1 protein-coding gene is annotated in these 1,045 nt (G+C 69.8%); it reads left to right on the top strand.

Annotated elements, in window-relative coordinates; genetic code table 11:
* Positions 1-989, top strand: a 989-nt coding sequence (locus tag AWC17_RS10100) for a PLP-dependent cysteine synthase family protein (protein WP_085164592.1), incomplete at its 5' end; no start/stop codon positions are given.
* Between the last annotated feature and the right edge of the window lie 56 nt (positions 990-1,045).

Genomic DNA, 1,045 nt, shown 5'->3' with positions numbered 1-1,045 from the left:
TGACCAGCGCTGATCGCGGGTTTTGGGCCAAGCTGGAAGGGTTTAACCCCGGCGGCAGCATGAAAGACCGCCCCGCGCTGCACATGGTGGAGCGGGCCCGCGCCCGCGGCGAGCTGCGGCCGGGGGCCCGGATCGTGGAGTCCACCAGCGGATCGCTGGGTTTGGGGTTGGCGCTGGCCGGCATGGTGTATCGGCACCCGGTCACCGTGGTGACCGACCCGGGCATGGAACCCATCGTGCAGAACATGCTGCGCGCCTACGGCGCGCAGGTCGACGTGGTCACCGAGCCGCATCCCACGGGGGGCTGGCAGCAGGCCCGCAAAGACCGTGTTGCGCAGCTGCTGGCCGCCGACCCCGAGGCGTGGTGTCCTAACCAGTACGCCAACCCCGACAACGTCGACGCCTATCGGCCGTTGGCACTCGAGCTGCTCGATCAGCTCGGCCAGATCGATGTGCTGGTGTGCTCGGTGGGCACCGGGGGTCATTCGGCCGGGGTGGCCCGCGTGCTGCGCGAGGTCAACCCGGATCTGCAGGTGATCGGTGTGGACACCATCGGCTCGACGATTTTCGGCCAGCCGGCGACCAGCCGGCTGATGCGCGGGCTGGGCTCGAGCATTTACCCCCGCAATGTCGACTATCCGGCGTTTGACGAGGTGCACTGGGTGGCCCCCGCCGAAGCCGTGTGGGCGGCTCGTGCCCTGGCGGCGACCCATCATGCCAGCGGCGGCTGGAGTGTGGGGGCGGTCGGTTTGGTGGCCGGGTGGGCCGCGCGCACCATGCCCGCCGATACCACCGTCGCCGCGGTGTTTCCCGACGGCCCGCAACGCTATTTCGACACCATCTACAACGACGACTACTGCCGCGAACATCACCTGCTCGACCACCTGCCCCCCGCCGAGCCGGCCGTCATCGCCGACCCGACCCGGCAGGTGGTGGCGTCCTGGACCCGCTGCACCACCGTCGTCGACCCCACCGGGGCGATGCGATGAAGGCACTCACCGGCGCATCCCGCAGCTTCGGACCGACCCGGCTCCAATGTCCACGA

The sequence above is a fragment of the Mycobacterium nebraskense genome, from assembly GCF_002102255.1.
Taxonomy (GTDB): Bacteria; Actinomycetota; Actinomycetes; order Mycobacteriales; family Mycobacteriaceae; genus Mycobacterium; species Mycobacterium nebraskense.
Note: the sequence above shows the minus strand (reverse complement) of the source record. Positions and strands in the feature narration are given on the sequence as shown.